Raw genomic sequence first — 13,471 nt, 5'->3', positions numbered from 1 at the left:
CGGAGGGCCGGAAGCCGGCGGTGGACGCCGTCAGGCGCGGTGATACGGATGGTTTTGCGTGATCGACCAGGCGCGATAGAGCTGCTCGGCCAGCATCACCCGCACCATGCCATGCGGCAAGGTCATGCTGGAGATGCGGATGAGCGTATCGGCTCCGGCCTTGAAGCCGGGATCGAGCCCGTCAGCCCCGCCGATGACGAAGGCCACGTCGCGTCCATCCTGCTGCCACTGCTCCAGCTGCTGGGACAACTGCACCGAAGTCCAGTCGCGTCCGCGTTCGTCCAGGGCAATCACGCGCGCGCCCTTGGGCAGCGCCGCTTCGATCTTCTCGCGCTCCTGCGCCATCACGGTTTCGGCCGTGCGGCTGCCGGAGCGTTCGACGGGTTTGATTTCCTTCAGGATGATCCGGCATTCCGGTGGCATGCGCTTGGCATACTCCTGGAAGCCGGTTTCTATCCACGCCGGCATCTTGTGGCCGACGGCCGCGATGACCAGCTGCATCAAGCCTTGCTGGTGCGCTTGGCGGCCGGCTTCTTGGCGGTCTCGCTCTTGGCCGGCGCCACGCGCACGGTCTTGCCGGTCGGGGTCTTGGGCGCAGCGGCCTTGCGGGTGGTGCCGGCCTTGGTGGTGGTGGTCTTGCTGCCGGCTGCCGTACCACGGGTGGTGGTGGTCTTGGCTGCCGTGGTCTTGGTGCCGGTAGTACGGGTGGTGCGGGTCGTGCCGGCAGCCGCGCGGGTACCGGTGGTGCTGGTGGTCGTCGCGCGCGGCTTGCGAGCCGGCTTCTTCGGTGCGTCCTCGTCGTCCAGTGCCTGGCTGGCTTCGACGGCTTCAGCCTGGGCGCGGGTGCGGCGGGTCTTGGGGGCCGGGGCTTCGTCGACGGCGGCGCGCTTGGCGGCAGCCGAAGTGCCGGTGCGCTTGGCCGCGCCCAGCTTGACTTCCTTGTCGCCCCAGATTTCTTCCAGACGGTAGTAGGTACGGATGGCCGGCTGCATGATGTGCACGATCATGTCGCCCAGATCGACCAGCACCCATTCGCCAGTGTCTTCGCCTTCGACGCTGACGACGTTGCCGCCCTTGGCCTTGACCTTGTCTCGCACCGAGGCGGCCAGCGCCTTGGTCTGGCGGTTCGAGGTGCCGGAGGCGATGGCCACGCGGTCGAACAGGGAGGTCAGGTGCGAGGTGTCATAGATGCGGATTTCTTGCGCCTTGACGTCTTCCAGAGCGTCCACGACCAGGGTTTGCAGTTTTTTGATGTCCATTATGAATTTCGGTACAGATGTTGTTGTTCGATATAGTCTAGCACCCTGCCCGGGATCAGCGAATCGGGTCGGGTGCCGCGTTGCAGCTGGGCACGGATTTCAGTCGACGAGATATCGACCGCCAGCCCGAGGGCCAGGTAGCCGTATCCGTGCGTGGTGCTGCGGATCTCTTGCGGCGCAGCGCTGCGCCGCTTGAATTCGTCGCGCACGGCCGGCGGCACGTGCGCATCGGCCAGCGCGAAGCCGGGCCGGGAGGCCGCGCACAAATGCGCGTACTCGAATAATTCCTGCCAGTGCTGCCAGGTGTCCAGGTGCTGCAACTGGTCCGCGCCCATCAGGAACACGATGGACACCTCCGGCCCCAGCTCCGCGCGCAGTGCGCGCAGGGTATCGATGGTATAGGTCGCGCTGGAGCGGCGGATTTCCTGCTCATCGATGACCACCGGTACCTGCTGCTGGCCGAATGCGCGCCTGACCATTTCCACCCGGTCCGCCGCTTCGGCCTGCAGGCCGTGCTTTTGCCACGGATTGCCGGTGGGGATGACGCGCAGCTCATCGGGCTGCAGCAATTGCACGAAATGCTCGGCCAGCAGGACATGGCCATTGTGCACCGGATCGAAGCTGCCGCCGAGCACGGCAATGCAGCGCTGCGCCGCAGGCGGCACCATTACAGCCATTCCTTGTGGACCAGGAAGTCCGAATACAGCGCCGCTTCCGGGCTACCCGGTTCCGGGTGCCAGTCATAGCGCCACTTCACCAGCGGCGGCATGGACATCAGGATGGACTCGGTGCGTCCGCCGGATTGCAGCCCGAACAGCGTGCCCCGGTCGAAGACCAGGTTGAATTCCACATAGCGCCCCCGGCGATAGGCCTGGAAGTCGCGTTCACGCTCGCCGTAAGGCATCTCCCGCCGCGCCGCCACGATGGGCAGGTAAGCGTCGAGGAAGGCATTGCCCACGCTGCGTTGCAGGGCGAAAGCCTGCTCGAAGGGCAGGGCGTTGAAGTCATCGAAGAAGATGCCGCCGACGCCGCGCGGCTCCTTGCGGTGCTTCAGGTAAAAATAGTCATCGCACCATTTCTTGAAGCGCGGATACAAGTCCTCGCCATAGGGCTGCAGCGCATCGCGGCAGGTGCGGTGGAAGTGGACTGCATCTTCCTTCACGCCGTAGTAGGGCGTGAGATCCATGCCGCCGCCGAACCACCAGACGGCTTCTTCGCCTTCCGCATGGGTGGTGAAGAAACGCACGTTCATGTGCACCGTCGGCACGTAGGGATTGCGCGGATGCAGCACCAGCGACACGCCCATCGCTTCCCACGCGCGGCCCGCCAGTTGCGGACGGTTGGCCGCGGCCGAGGGCGGCAGGTTCTTGCCCATCACGTGCGAGAAGCCGACACCGCCACGCTCGAGCAGGTTGCCTTCTTCCAGCAAGCGCGAGGTGCCGCCACCGCCTTCGGGGCGTTCCCAGGAATCCGACAGGAAAGTCTTGCCATCAGCGGCTTCCAGCGCGGCGACGATGCGCTGTTGCAGGTCCTGCAGGTAAGCCTTGACGGCAGCGGTGTTGGTGGCGGCGTTGGAATGGATGGTCACGGCGGGGCGCTCTGGTACACGGTTACTGGACGGAAATGCGTTCCAACCCGCCATTGTACCTTGACCGCCCCAGGCTGGGGCGTCAAAAGCCGGTCCGCAGCCGATGCCGGACCGGCGTTGTGGGGCAAAGGCCTCAGTTTTGCGGCGGCTGAGCCAGTGGCACGGCCACCTGGTAAGTCGCCGGCGCCGGCCAGCCTTCCTTCAGGCAGACCTCGGCGACGGCGTTCTGCACGTCGTTGTAGACCTGGCCGAAATTGGGCGTGGGCGCATGCACGCGCAGGGCGATCAGGGTGCCGGTGGCATTGAATTCCTGGATCACGATGCCCGGTGCCGGCGTCTGCAAGACGTTGGGAATGGCCTTGATGCGTTCGGAAAGCTTGGCGATGGCCTGCTGCGGATCGACGCTGTAGGCAATCTGGCAACGCAGGTCGGTACGGCGGGTGGCGTTGACGTTGTAGTTGATGATGTTTTCCGAGAACAGCTTGTTGTTGCCGATGATCACGCGCAGGTTGTTGTCGGTGGTGATGATGGTAGTCACCAGGCCAATGTCGGAGACCGTGCCGGTCTGGCCGGCGGCGGTGATGTAGTCGCCCACCTTGAAGGGACGCAGCACCACCAGGAAGATGCCGGCCGCAAAATTGGACAGCAGGCCCGACCAGGCCACCCCCAGTGCCACGCCGACCGCGCCGATCATGGCCGCAAAGGAGGTGGTCGGGATGCCGCACACTTCCAGGATGCCCATCACCAGCAGGATGCGCAGGATGACGTGCATGGCCGAGCTGGCATAGTTGATGAGCGTGGTCTCGAACTGGCGCGCGGTCAGCACGCGGCGCACGATCTTGGAGAGGGTGTTGATGAACATGCCGCCGACGATCCAGATGACGATGGCGGCAATCACCTTGAGCCCGAAAGGCACCAGGTAGAGGTTGATCAAAGTTTCAAAATTGAGCAGGTGGTCTGGCATCGATATGTCCTTTTCTTCTGGGAATGCGGGTCGTGGCGGGGGCATGCTGCCCGGAAACGCCCGCCGTGCTTAGGCTGCGGAGGCGTCATTTTGTTGCAGTGACACGGCAAGTGCCGCGCATGCCTTCCAAATGAAATCCCCCGCAACACGCACGGCGTTGCGGGGGATGGAGACGGCATGCGGCCCGGCTTAGCGCTTCAGGGCGCGCCAGCCGATGTCGCGGCGCATCTGCGAACCGGCGAAGTGGATCAGGTCGGCAGCATCATAGGCATGCTTCTGCGCGACCTTGACGCTGTCGCCCAGGCCCACCACACACAGCACACGGCCACCGTTGGTGGTCAGCTTGTCGCCGTTGAGGGTGGTACCGGCGTGGAAGGTGACGCAATCGGCGGTCTCGGCCGGGATGTCGGTGATGAGGTCACCCTTGCGCGGTTCTTCCGGATAGCCATGGGCAGCCATGACCACGCCCAGCGCGGTACGGCGGTCCCATTCCAGTTCGATCTTGTCCAGGGTGCCGGTGACCGCATGTTCGAACACGGTCAGCAGGTCCGTCTTCAGGCGTGCCATGATGGGCTGGGTTTCGGGGTCGCCCATGCGGCAGTTGAATTCCAGCGTCTTGGGGTTGCCCTCGGCGTCGATCATCAGGCCCGCATACAGGAAGCCGGAGAACGGGATGCCATCCTTGGCCATGCCCTGCACGGTCGGCACGATGATCTCGCGCATCACGCGCGCATGCAGCGCCGGGGTGACGATGGGGGCGGGCGAGTAGGCGCCCATGCCGCCGGTGTTGGGGCCCTGGTCGTGATCCTGCAGACGCTTGTGGTCCTGGCTGGTGGCCAGGGGCAGGATGTTCTTGCCGTCGACCATGACGATGAAGGAAGCTTCTTCACCCGCCAGGAATTCCTCGATCACCACGCGCGCACCAGCGTCGCCCAGCTTGTTGTCGGAGAGCATCATGTCCACGGCCGTATGCGCTTCTTCCAGCGTCATGGCGACCACCACGCCCTTGCCGGCGGCCAGGCCGTCGGCCTTGATGACGATGGGCGCGCCCTTCTTGGCGATGTAGTCGTGCGCGGCCGCCACGTCCGAGAAGGTCTGGTACTCGGCGGTCGGGATCGCATGGCGCTGCATGAAGGCCTTGGCGAAGTCCTTGGAGCTTTCCAGCTGCGCCGCTTCCCTGGTGGGGCCGAAGATCTTCAGGCCACGGGCGCGGAAGACGTTGACGATGCCGGCCGCCAGCGGGCCTTCCGGGCCGACCACGGTCAGCGCCACGTGTTCCTGCTCGACGAAGTCGGCCAGGGCCACGGGATCGGTGATGGCGATGTTCTGCAGGCGCTCGTCGAGCGCGGTGCCGCCATTGCCGGGAGCAACATAGACCGTCTGGATGCGCGGCGACTTGGCAATGGCCCAGGCCAGCGCATGTTCACGGCCACCGGAGCCAACAACTAGGATTTTCATGGGATAGGAAGATAAAAGTGGCGAATGGGGCGGAAAGGGTCGTCTTGTCCGTATCTTTATAAACCGGCTGGGTGATCGGGTGAATTATTCTTCGATCACGGCGTTGGTATAGAGCTCCTGGGTATCGTCCAGGTTCTCCAGCGCATCCAGCAGCTTCTGCATCCTGACGCCGTCCTCGCCCGCAAACACGGTCTCGGTGGAGGGCTTCATGGTGATCTCGGCGACTTCGGCCTTGAAGCCGGCGGCTTCCATGGCGGACTTCACGGCCGAGAAATCATTGGGAGCGGTCAGCACTTCGATGCCGCCTTCGTCGTCGGTGAGGACGTCTTCGGCACCGGCTTCGAGCGCGGCTTCCATGACGGCATTCTCATCGGTACCGGGCGCGTACATCAGCTGGCCACAGTGCTTGAAGAGGAAGGCCACCGAACCTTCGGTCCCCATGTTGCCGCCGAACTTGGAGAAGGCATGGCGCACTTCGGCCACGGTCCGCACGCGGTTGTCGGTCATGCAATCGACGATGATGGCTGCGCCGTTGATGCCGTAGCCTTCATAGCGCACTTCTTCATAATTCACGCCGTCCAGGGCACCGGTGCCGCGCTGGATGGCGCGGGTGACGTTGTCCTTGGGCATGTTGGCGTCGGAGGCACGGTCCACGGCCAGGCGCAGGCGCGGGTTGGTGTCCGGATCGCCCCCGCCCATGCGGGCGGCGACGGTGATTTCCTTGATCAGGCGGGTCCAGACGCGACCACGCTTTTCATCCTGACGGCCTTTACGGTGCTGAATATTGGCCCATTTGCTGTGTCCAGCCATGTTGAATCTTTCCTGCGAGAGGGTGAGGCCAGAACCGTCCCGCCTGCGCAAGCCGCTCCTGGAGGCGCCTCGGCAAGACCGGCGGGCGCGGGCAAGGCATCGCTGCAGCAGGGGGACCCGGCGCCCAGGGTTCGATAATGCATTTCCTGACGCCATGTTCTGACTATAATCGGGCGGGCATTTTACCATACCGCCACCCCGTCATTTTTGCCTTGAAGGCCCAGTCGAGATGATTAATCCGCTTCCCATCGCTACCCATTCCGGCGGGCAACTGTGCCTGCTGCCGCAACTGGCCAACCGTCACGGCTGCATCACCGGAGCCACCGGCACCGGCAAGACGGTCACCCTGCAGGTGCTGGCCCAGGCCCTCTCCGATATCGGCGTGCCCGTCTTCATGGCTGACGTCAAGGGCGACCTCTCCGGCCTGGGCAAGGCCGGCAGCGCCTCCCCCAAGACCAGCGCGCGCCTGGCCCAGCTGGGCTTGCCCGAGCCGGCCTGGGCCGCGGCACCGGTGGCGTTCTGGGACGTCTACGGCGAACTGGGCCATCCGGTGCGCGCCACCGTCTCCGACATGGGCCCGCTGATGCTGGCCCGCATGCTCAACCTGAACGATACCCAGCAGGGCGTGCTGCAACTGGTGTTCAAGATTGCCGATGACCACGGCCTGCTGCTGCTCGATACCAAGGACCTGCGCGCCATGCTGCAGCACGTGGGCGAGAACGCAGCCCAGTTCAAGACCGAATACGGCAACATTTCGGCCGCCAGCGTAGGGGCCATCCAGCGCGGGCTGATCGCCATCGACGAGCAGGGCGGCGACCGCTTCTTCGGCGAACCGATGTTGAACATCGAGGACTGGATGCAGACCGATGCCCAGGGCCGCGGCATCATCAACATCCTCGCCGCCGACAAGCTCATGAACGCGCCGCGCCTGTATTCCACCTTCCTGCTGTGGATGCTGTCCGAATTGTTCGAGCACCTGCCCGAAGTGGGCGACCTGGACAAGCCCAAGATGGCTTTCTTCTTCGACGAAGCGCACCTGCTCTTCGATGAAGCCCCCAAGCCGCTTCTGCAGAAGATCGAGCAGGTGGTCCGCCTGATCCGGTCCAAGGGCGTGGGCATCTACTTTGTCACGCAAAATCCGCTGGACATCCCCGACACCGTGCTGGGCCAGCTCGGCAACCGCGTCCAGCACGCCCTGCGCGCCTACACCCCGCGCGACCAGAAGGCGGTGCAGGCGGCCGCCGAAACCTTCCGTCCCAATCCCATGGTCAATACCGCCCAGGCCATCACCGAGCTGGGCGTGGGCGAGGCGCTGGTGTCCTTCCTCGATGAGAAGGGGCGGCCCAACATGGTCGAGCGCGGCTACGTGCTGACGCCGGCCTCGCAGATCGGCCCGATCAGCGTGGAGGAACGGCGTGCCCTGATCGCCTCTTCGCTGGTGGCCGGCGTCTACGAACAGGCCATCGACCGCGAATCGGCCTATGAACGCCTGAAGGGACGCGCGGTGCAGCAGCCGCAGGCGGCCCCTGCGCCGGAACCGGCGCCGCAACCAGTCCCCGCTCCGGCCGATGACAATGCCTGGGGCGCATCGGCAGGCCGCAGCGCACCGGCCCCTGCCAGCACGTCGCGTCCCAGCGGCGGTGCACGCATGCCGCTGCCACAGCCCGCGCCACAGCCACAGTCACAGCAGGATCAGGGCGGTGGTCTGGGCGACCTGCTCAAGGATGCCGCCGGTGGCATCTTCGGCAGCGGCAGCGGCAGTCGCCGCAGCGATTCTCCCCTGCAGGCCATGGTCAAGTCGGCCGCACGCAGCATCGGTTCGCAGGTCGGGCGCGAGCTCATTCGCGGCGTGCTCGGCTCGCTGATGAAGAAGCGCTGACACGGTGCTGCGCACGCCCGCGCGGCGCGTGCGCAGCCCAAGGTTTACAATCGCGGCCATGACTGCCGCCCACACTCCCGTTCATTCCACTCCGCGCCAGGCCTTCCTGGGCGGGCTGCTGCTCGCCATCATTGGTGCCATCTTCTTTTCCGCCAAGGCCATCGTGGCCAAGCTGATGTACCGCTACCAGGTCGATGCGGTCATGGTGATCACGCTGCGCATGCTGTTTTCTTTCCCCATGTTTGCCGCCGTGGCGCTCTGGAAAGCGCGCACCCAGCCGCCCCTGGCGCGCGCCGACGTGCTGCGCATCGTGGTGCTGGGATTGATGGGCTATTACCTGTCGAGCTTCCTCGACTTCCTCGGGCTGCAATACATCTCGGCCGGGCTGGAACGATTGATCCTGTTCCTCACGCCTTCCTTCGTGATGCTGATCGCCTTTTTCTTCTTCAAACGCAAGGTCGGCTGGATCGAATGGGCGGCGCTGCTGGTGTCCTACTTCGGTACCGTGCTGGTGCTCCAGCATGACCTGCATACCGGCGGCAGCAACGTCATCCTCGGCAGCGTCCTGGTGCTGGGATCGGCCCTGAGCTATTCGATCTACCTCATCTCTTCGGGCGAACTGGTGCGCCGGGTCGGCGCGGTGCGGCTGGTGGCCTATGCCATGTGCGTCTCCAGCGTGGCCTGCCTGATCCAGTTCTTCATCTTGCGCGCGCCCGCCGACCTGGTCACGCAGGTGGCCCCCGTGTACCAGCTGTCACTTTTCAATGCGGTGTTCTGCACGGTGCTGCCGGTGTTCCTGACCATGGTGGCGGTGGCCCGCATCGGCGCCCCCACGGCCGCCCAGGCGGGCCTGGTGGGGCCGGTCTCGACGCTCTTCATGGGGGCCGTGCTGCTGGATGAACCGATCACCGGCATCCAGCTGGCCGGCACCGCCCTGGTGCTGGCGGGCATGTGGCTGCTGTCGCGCAAGAAGCGCTGAGGCGTTCTATACTGCCTCTCGATATATGAATGTTCAGGCTAGAAATCCACTCACTACAAGGAGACCCAGATGGCAAAAGCAATCCGCATGAGCAAGACCGGCGGCCCCGAAGTCATGGAATATGTGGACGTGGAAGTGGGCGAACCGGGTCCCGGTGAAGTCCGCATCCGCCACGCTGCCGTCGGCCTGAACTTCATCGATTGCTATTTCCGCTCCGGACTCTATCCGCAGCCGCTGCCGGCCGGCCTGGGCCAGGAAGCGGCCGGCACCATCGAAGCCGTCGGTGCAGGCGTGGCCGGCTTCCAGGTCGGCGACCGCGTGGCCTATGCTGGCCGTCCCAACGGGGCCTATGCCGAAGCGCGGGTGATGCCGGCCGACATCCTGGTCAAGCTGCCGGATGCCATCAGTTTCGATACCGCAGCGGCCATGATGCTGCAAGGCATGACCGTGCAATACCTGCTGCGCCAGACCTATGCCGTACAGCCCGGCGAGACCATCCTGTTCCATGCAGCCGCCGGCGGCATCGGCCTGATCGCCTGCCAGTGGGCGCGCGCCCTGGGCGTGAACCTGATCGGCACCGTCAGCAGCGACGAGAAGGCGGCCCTGGCCAAGCAGCATGGCGCGGCCCACGTCATCAACTACACCACCGAAAACTTCGTCGAACGCGTCAAGGAAATCACCGGCGGCAAAGGTGTGCCGGTGGTCTATGACGCCATCGGCAAGGACACCTTCACCGGCTCGCTGGATTGCCTGCGCCCGCGCGGCATGATGGTCAGCTTCGGCAATGCCTCCGGTCCGGTGCCGCCATTCGGCGTGTCCGAACTGGCCTCGCGCGGTTCGCTGTTCCTGACCCGGCCCTCGCTGGGCAACTACATCGCCACCCGCCCCGAACTCGATGCCACCGCCGGCGACCTGTTCGACATGGTCGAGAGCGGCAAGATCAGCATCGAGATCAACCAGCGTTATGCCTTGAAGGATGTCGGCCAGGCCCACGCCGACTTGGAAGGCCGCAAGACCACCGGTTCGACCATCCTGATCCCGTGATGGCCGCGTAATCGCCTGATGACCCTGATACAAGAGGAATGCCTATGGACCAGCCCCCGCGCGACCCCGGCCTCGACAATCCCATGGGCCATCCCCCCGAGCAGGCGGCCGGCGCCGATGGCTCGCCCAAGTTCGGGCGGCTGTTGGCGGTGCTGATCTGTGCGGTGCTCATGATCGTGGTCATCACCTTCGCCAGCGAAGCCTACTTCTCCTGATTTTCCACTGGATATCGAAATTCTTCGGTACGGATCTCGCAAGTTATCGGGGTTTACCCAAGACTATGCGTGGATCACGCATTTTTCTCCGTCTTGATCGTCAAATGCTGCCTTCGGCGTTCGGGTGAATTCCTTCACCTGAACGCCTCCAGGGAGAACATTTTTGGCGGGAGAGGGAGATGGGAAGGAACTGGCACGCGGTCGTTGTCTGGTGCGGCCGTCTGGCCTTGGGCGTGGCGTGCGGCCTGCACGCTGCGCAGGCGGCCGAGAACGGGGTGAGTCCGCAGGAAATCGTGCTGGGCCAGTCGGCCCCCTTTACCGGCCCGGCCGCCGAGGTCGGGCGCGACTTCCAGGAAGGCACACGCAGCTATTTCGCCCAGGTCAATGCCCGTGGCGGCGTGCATGGGCGGCGCGTGCGGCTGCTGAGCCTGGATGACGGCTACCAGCCCGAACGCACCCTGGCCAACACCCAGCAACTGATCTGGCGCGACAAGGTATTCGCGCTGTTCGGTTTTTCCGGCACGCCCACGGTGCTGGCGGCGCTGCCGGCCATCCGCGAGGCCGGCATTCCGCTGATCGCCCCGCACACCGGGGCCGCCGCCCTGCGCGAACCCTTCAATCGCCTGATCTTCCACGTGCGCGCCAGCTACGAGCAGGAAACCGGTTTCCTGCTGCGCCAGCTGCAGGGCACCGGGCGCAAGCGCGTGGCGGTGTTCTACCAGAACGATGAGCTCGGCAAGGGCCTGCTGGACAACCTGAGCCAGCGCGCAGCGCAATACGGACTGACCCTGGTCGGCAGCATGCCCATCGAGCGCAACAGCGATGCCGTGGGGCCGGCGGCAGAACAGTTCATGAAGATGCGCCCCGATGTGGTGATCCAGGCCGTGTCCTACGAGCCGGCCGCGGCGCTCATCACGCGCATGCGGGCGGCGGGCTACCTCGGCGGCTTTTCGCATTATTCCTTCGTCGGCAGCCTGTCGCTGGCCGCACGCCTCAAGCAGACCGGGGTCGGTACCGAGATCACCCAGGTGGTGCCATTTCCCAACAAGGCCAGGCTGCCCATCGTCTACGAATACCAGAAGGCCATGGAAAGCAGCCCCGGCGCGCGCTGCAATTTCATCGGGCTGGAAGGCTACATCGCCGCCCGCGTGCTGGTCGAGGGCCTGCGCCGCGCCGGCCCGCAACTTACGCGTGCCGGCCTGATCCGGGCGCTGGAGAGCATCACCCCGGCCAACTACGATGGCGGCGGCTTCAGCCTGCAGTTCGGGCGCACCGATCACAGCGGGTCCGATTTCGTTGACCTCACCGCCATCGGCACGGGGGGGCGCTTCATCAATTGAGGGCAGGGCAGCGGAGCAGCCGCCCGGCGCGGCCCTGTCCTGATCGGCTACACTGTGACGCTGCGCCCGGCGACCGTCCGTACGCCATCGCCCCCCTTGCCACCCTCATCAAGGATCCGCCGTGTCTGGTTCCCGTTCTCTTCGCTGGCTGCGCCCGCCTACTCCGGCGTGGCCCTGATGGCCGCCTGCAGCGCCGGTTTCCTGTGGGGCACCGGAGCCCTGGTGGTCAACATCCTGATCGCGCAATACGGATTCGCGCCGGGCGACATCTCCTTCTGGCGCTTTGCGGTCGGTGCGGTGTTCCTGTGTCTGGTATTCGGCGCACGCATCCACCTGCCGACCCTGCGCGCGCTGCTGCTGCCCGTGGTGCTGGCCGGGACCACCATGGCCGGCTACGTGCTGTTCTGGTTCCTGGGAATCGAGCGCATCGGCGCGGCCATTCCCACGCTGATCGCCCTGTGCCTGCCACCCGTGTTTTCCACCGTCATCGCGCTGTTGCGCGGGCAGGAAAAGCTGGACTGGACACTGGCAGCGGTGCTCGCCGCCGCACTGGGCGGCACCGTGCTGATCGTGGCGCGGCATGAGGCCAATGGCAGTGCGGCATCAGGCCAGACGGACCTGCTGATCGGACTGGCCTGTTCGGTCGCCTCGGCCTTGCTCTATACCGGATTCACGCTGGTCAGCGGACGGCTCTCGACGGCGCTGGGGGCCGGCCCCTCCGCAACCTGCCTGACCGTGGTGGCGGCGCTGGTGATGGGACTGGCCAGCCTGGCGCGGCCGCTGCACTGGCCCAGCGGCTTGCCGCCGCAAGCCTGGTATCTGTACCTGGGGGTGGTCACGGCGGCGCTGGCGCTGCTGGTGTTCAGCTGGGGCGCCGCACGCCTGACGCCCACGGCGCTGACCGTGGCGACCCTGATCGAACCGCTCACGGCAGTCCTGCTGGCCGCCGTATTGCTGGGCCAGACCCTGAGCGCTAGCCAGTGGCTGGGCGGCGCGCTGTTGTTGCTGAGCATCTGGGGCCTGGGCAAGCGGCTCGGGCGGCCGCCGCACGGGTGAGCGGGATCAGTTCTCCGGCTGGCCGTTCTTGTCCACCTTGATGCGGATGTGGCGCGTCACGCCGCTGGGACCAGGGAAATCCTCGAAGGCCGCGCGCACCATGGCCGGCATGGCGGCCGTCAGTCCGGCACGCTGGCCTTCGCTGTCGACCACGACGTCGAACAGCTTCTTGCCGTCGCTGGCCTGGCTGATGCCGATCTGCAGCCGGCGCAGGAAGACCGGATAGCTGGTGGTCTGCATCGGACCGCCATACCAGAAGGGATCATAGAACGGTCCGTAAGGGCCGTAGAAGCCGAACGGACGCGGACCAAAGCGCCCCCAGCCCGGCCCTGGCCCGTAGAAGAAGGGATCATAGGCCGGCCGGCTCACTACCACCTGCTCGGTATTCATCCCGTAGCCGAAGCTGACCTGCAATTGCGCCGACTTCAGATCGCGCGCCTCGGTGAAGCCGAGGAATTGCAGCTCCTGGCGGATCAGCCCGGCGTAGTTCTGGTATTGCAGGTCATTCTCCTGTTCCTTGGCGGGCGCGAAGGCATAGGCGCGCTGGTTGTAGTCGGGCGACCAGGCGTGGAAAGAGGTGACGTTGCTCTCGATCATCGAGGCGCAACCGGACAGCAGCAGGCTGGCCGCTGCAAGAAGGGGATAAAGCCAGCGTTTCATGAACGAACTCCATCAGAAAAAAGCCGGGCACCGGGCAGAAGGCTGGGATGCCGTGGGAAGGGCGCTTGCGGGGCGATATGAAGCAAAATGCCAAAAACCTTGCCTCGTCAGACCTTGCGCGCGGCCATTTTGATCCCGCGTGGAAAGCGACAGCCGGAAACCCCCGCTGCGCCTGCCTGCTTCGCCCCAATCTGGGGCAAGGGCCGGTTCCGCCATTGT

At 65.3% G+C, this 13,471-nt stretch carries 14 protein-coding genes; 6 read left to right on the top strand and 8 right to left on the bottom strand.

Annotation, left to right across the window (positions count from 1 at the left end; translation table 11 throughout):
- Positions 1 to 30: 30 nt before the first annotated feature.
- The 7 genes from rlmH to E2K99_RS18110 all read right to left on the bottom strand — a co-directional run bounded on the left by rlmH (position 31) and on the right by E2K99_RS18110 (position 6,079).
- Entirely contained in the window at positions 31 to 501 is a 471-nt protein-coding gene (gene rlmH, locus E2K99_RS18140) for a 23S rRNA (pseudouridine(1915)-N(3))-methyltransferase RlmH (RefSeq protein WP_039784406.1), read from the bottom strand.
- Positions 501 to 1,259, bottom strand: a complete 759-nt coding sequence (rsfS, locus tag E2K99_RS18135) for a ribosome silencing factor (protein ID WP_134223107.1) — start codon at positions 1,257 to 1,259, stop codon at positions 501 to 503. Before rsfS ends, rlmH begins: the two co-directional genes overlap by 1 nt.
- On the bottom strand, positions 1,259 to 1,927 hold the full coding sequence (locus tag E2K99_RS18130; protein ID WP_034336321.1) for a nicotinate-nucleotide adenylyltransferase: 669 nt from the start codon (positions 1,925 to 1,927) through the stop codon (positions 1,259 to 1,261). Before E2K99_RS18130 ends, rsfS begins: the two co-directional genes overlap by 1 nt.
- Positions 1,927 to 2,847 carry an oxygen-dependent coproporphyrinogen oxidase gene (gene hemF, locus E2K99_RS18125; protein ID WP_134223106.1) on the bottom strand — a complete coding sequence of 307 codons (921 nt, stop codon included), beginning with the start codon at positions 2,845 to 2,847 and terminating at the stop codon, positions 1,927 to 1,929. Before hemF ends, E2K99_RS18130 begins: the two co-directional genes overlap by 1 nt.
- A gap of 133 nt (positions 2,848 to 2,980) precedes the next feature.
- On the bottom strand, positions 2,981 to 3,811 hold the full coding sequence (locus E2K99_RS18120) for a mechanosensitive ion channel family protein (RefSeq protein ID WP_134223105.1): 831 nt from the start codon (positions 3,809 to 3,811) through the stop codon (positions 2,981 to 2,983).
- Between the two features lie 189 nt (positions 3,812 to 4,000).
- On the bottom strand, positions 4,001 to 5,269 hold the full coding sequence (gene purD, locus E2K99_RS18115) for a phosphoribosylamine--glycine ligase (protein ID WP_034336307.1): 1,269 nt from the start codon (positions 5,267 to 5,269) through the stop codon (positions 4,001 to 4,003).
- An 84-nt stretch (positions 5,270 to 5,353) separates the two neighbouring features.
- Positions 5,354 to 6,079, bottom strand: coding sequence for a YebC/PmpR family DNA-binding transcriptional regulator (locus tag E2K99_RS18110; protein WP_034336305.1), 726 nt, complete (start codon positions 6,077 to 6,079; stop codon positions 5,354 to 5,356).
- 229 nt (positions 6,080 to 6,308) lie between these two features.
- Between E2K99_RS18110 and E2K99_RS18105 the strand changes: the two genes are divergently transcribed.
- From E2K99_RS18105 to E2K99_RS18085, 6 genes are all read left to right on the top strand, one after another.
- Positions 6,309 to 7,958, top strand: coding sequence for a helicase HerA-like C-terminal domain-containing protein (locus tag E2K99_RS18105; RefSeq protein WP_134223104.1), 1,650 nt, complete (start codon positions 6,309 to 6,311; stop codon positions 7,956 to 7,958).
- 58 nt (positions 7,959 to 8,016) lie between these two features.
- Complete coding sequence (locus tag E2K99_RS18100) at positions 8,017 to 8,937, top strand: DMT family transporter (protein WP_186450116.1); 921 nt, start codon at positions 8,017 to 8,019, stop codon at positions 8,935 to 8,937.
- Between the two features lie 69 nt (positions 8,938 to 9,006).
- On the top strand, positions 9,007 to 9,981 hold the full coding sequence (locus E2K99_RS18095; protein ID WP_134136729.1) for a quinone oxidoreductase family protein: 975 nt from the start codon (positions 9,007 to 9,009) through the stop codon (positions 9,979 to 9,981).
- A gap of 44 nt (positions 9,982 to 10,025) precedes the next feature.
- Positions 10,026 to 10,196 carry a hypothetical protein gene (locus tag E2K99_RS25590; protein ID WP_166675083.1) on the top strand — a complete coding sequence of 57 codons (171 nt, stop codon included), beginning with the start codon at positions 10,026 to 10,028 and terminating at the stop codon, positions 10,194 to 10,196.
- Between the two features lie 179 nt (positions 10,197 to 10,375).
- Positions 10,376 to 11,536, top strand: coding sequence for an ABC transporter substrate-binding protein (locus tag E2K99_RS18090; RefSeq protein WP_134223103.1), 1,161 nt, complete (start codon positions 10,376 to 10,378; stop codon positions 11,534 to 11,536).
- 54 nt (positions 11,537 to 11,590) lie between these two features.
- A complete protein-coding gene (locus E2K99_RS18085; RefSeq protein ID WP_240733750.1) occupies positions 11,591 to 12,592 on the top strand; it encodes a DMT family transporter in 1,002 nt (333 codons plus the stop codon).
- Between the two features lie 6 nt (positions 12,593 to 12,598).
- On the opposite strand, the gene E2K99_RS18080 is transcribed toward E2K99_RS18085, so the two are convergent.
- Positions 12,599 to 13,252, bottom strand: coding sequence for a DUF4136 domain-containing protein (locus E2K99_RS18080; protein WP_134223102.1), 654 nt, complete (start codon positions 13,250 to 13,252; stop codon positions 12,599 to 12,601).
- Between the last annotated feature and the right edge of the window lie 219 nt (positions 13,253 to 13,471).

Source organism: Herbaspirillum huttiense, from assembly GCF_004367745.1.
In the GTDB taxonomy this organism is placed as follows: Bacteria; Pseudomonadota; Gammaproteobacteria; order Burkholderiales; family Burkholderiaceae_D; genus Herbaspirillum; species Herbaspirillum huttiense.
Note: the sequence above shows the minus strand (reverse complement) of the source record. Positions and strands in the feature narration are given on the sequence as shown.

Coding starts and splice junctions, on each gene's coding strand:
- rlmH (WP_039784406.1), bottom strand. CDS start 501: ATGCAGCTGGTCATCGCGGCCGTCGGCCACAAGATGCCGGCGTGGATA.
- rsfS (WP_134223107.1), bottom strand. CDS start 1,259: ATGGACATCAAAAAACTGCAAACCCTGGTCGTGGACGCTCTGGAAGAC.
- E2K99_RS18130 (WP_034336321.1), bottom strand. CDS start 1,927: ATGGTGCCGCCTGCGGCGCAGCGCTGCATTGCCGTGCTCGGCGGCAGC.
- E2K99_RS18120 (WP_134223105.1), bottom strand. CDS start 3,811: ATGCCAGACCACCTGCTCAATTTTGAAACTTTGATCAACCTCTACCTG.
- purD (WP_034336307.1), bottom strand. CDS start 5,269: ATGAAAATCCTAGTTGTTGGCTCCGGTGGCCGTGAACATGCGCTGGCC.
- E2K99_RS18110 (WP_034336305.1), bottom strand. CDS start 6,079: ATGGCTGGACACAGCAAATGGGCCAATATTCAGCACCGTAAAGGCCGT.
- E2K99_RS18105 (WP_134223104.1), top strand. CDS start 6,309: ATGATTAATCCGCTTCCCATCGCTACCCATTCCGGCGGGCAACTGTGC.
- E2K99_RS18100 (WP_186450116.1), top strand. CDS start 8,017: ATGACTGCCGCCCACACTCCCGTTCATTCCACTCCGCGCCAGGCCTTC.
- E2K99_RS18095 (WP_134136729.1), top strand. CDS start 9,007: ATGGCAAAAGCAATCCGCATGAGCAAGACCGGCGGCCCCGAAGTCATG.
- E2K99_RS25590 (WP_166675083.1), top strand. CDS start 10,026: ATGGACCAGCCCCCGCGCGACCCCGGCCTCGACAATCCCATGGGCCAT.
- E2K99_RS18090 (WP_134223103.1), top strand. CDS start 10,376: ATGGGAAGGAACTGGCACGCGGTCGTTGTCTGGTGCGGCCGTCTGGCC.
- E2K99_RS18080 (WP_134223102.1), bottom strand. CDS start 13,252: ATGAAACGCTGGCTTTATCCCCTTCTTGCAGCGGCCAGCCTGCTGCTG.